The sequence below is a fragment of the Vibrio sp. 10N.222.49.C12 genome, from assembly GCF_041475025.1.
Taxonomy (GTDB): domain Bacteria; phylum Pseudomonadota; class Gammaproteobacteria; order Enterobacterales; family Vibrionaceae; genus Vibrio; species Vibrio crassostreae_C.
This window is the reverse complement of the sequence record NZ_JBFRVF010000028.1, coordinates 1-977: the sequence shown is the minus strand read 5'-3', so window position 1 is coordinate 977 and position 977 is coordinate 1. Positions and strand designations below refer to the sequence as shown.

Sequence of the window (977 nt, the reverse complement as noted above, 5' to 3'; positions counted from 1 at the left end):
AAAAAAAGGGCTTTTTAAGACGCTTTATGTCGATAGAGCGGGTATCTTTGGTGGACCAAAACGCTGCCACTTCTCTCAGATGCAACGAGCCTGCGAAGAGCTTGGTATAGAAATTATTTTTGCCAACTCCCCCCAAGGAAAAGGTCGTATCGAACGCGCCTTCGATACATTCCAAGATCGTCTTGTCCCTGAGTTAAGACTGGCGGGGGTCTCCGATATGAATAGCGCAAATGACTACCTGCAAAACACTTTCATCCCTGACTATTGGGCGACAACCCTCACGGTCAACGCTAAGCAGGTGCGCTCGGAACATAGGCCCGTTCCGAAACACCTAAACCTCGATGCGATATGTATCCAAAAAGAATATCGAAAAATCCGTCGGGACCATACCTTCAGTTATGGTAACGCAATGTACCAAATTACCTCTCCGTTAAGGCACTCTATCGTGAGTCAACAAGTTGAGCTACGTAAGCAACTTGATGGTAACTTCACCGCTTACTTTGCTGACCGAGAGCTGTCCATTAAAGAGCTTGTTGAGCCTAGCTCTAGGAAAGAATACGGGGAAGAAGTTCAGAAAAAGCTCGATGCTATTGAACTTGCCAAGGAGTTAGGCAATGTGAGAGAAGCGGCTCGGCAGAGCGGTTGCTCTGTCAAAAGCATTCACAACAACCGTCAACTTCTCGAAGCACACGGTCCATTAGCTTTGAAACGTATGTATGGCCAACCAAGGCACAGTAACCGCATCGATGAGAAGACTCGAAATGTCGTCATCTCATTAACGCTCAAATTACCTCATCTAACATCGATCAGGATCAGTGGTGAGATGAGAAAGCGATTTAACATCTCGATCAGTCACTCAACAGTAAGGAACATCTGGCTTGAAGAAAAACTGAATACAAGAGAGTTACGGGAAGCTCGTGCCGAGGCATCAATTATCGAATAAGAGCAGAACTGTCAAGGTTGACTACTATTAATAA

The 977-nt window shown here is 45.6% G+C and carries 1 protein-coding gene; it reads left to right on the top strand.

Annotation, left to right across the window (positions count from 1 at the left end):
• Positions 1 to 943, top strand: a 943-nt coding sequence (locus AB4583_RS10530) for a helix-turn-helix domain-containing protein (protein ID WP_372117267.1), incomplete at its 5' end; no start/stop codon positions are given.
• Between the last annotated feature and the right edge of the window lie 34 nt (positions 944 to 977).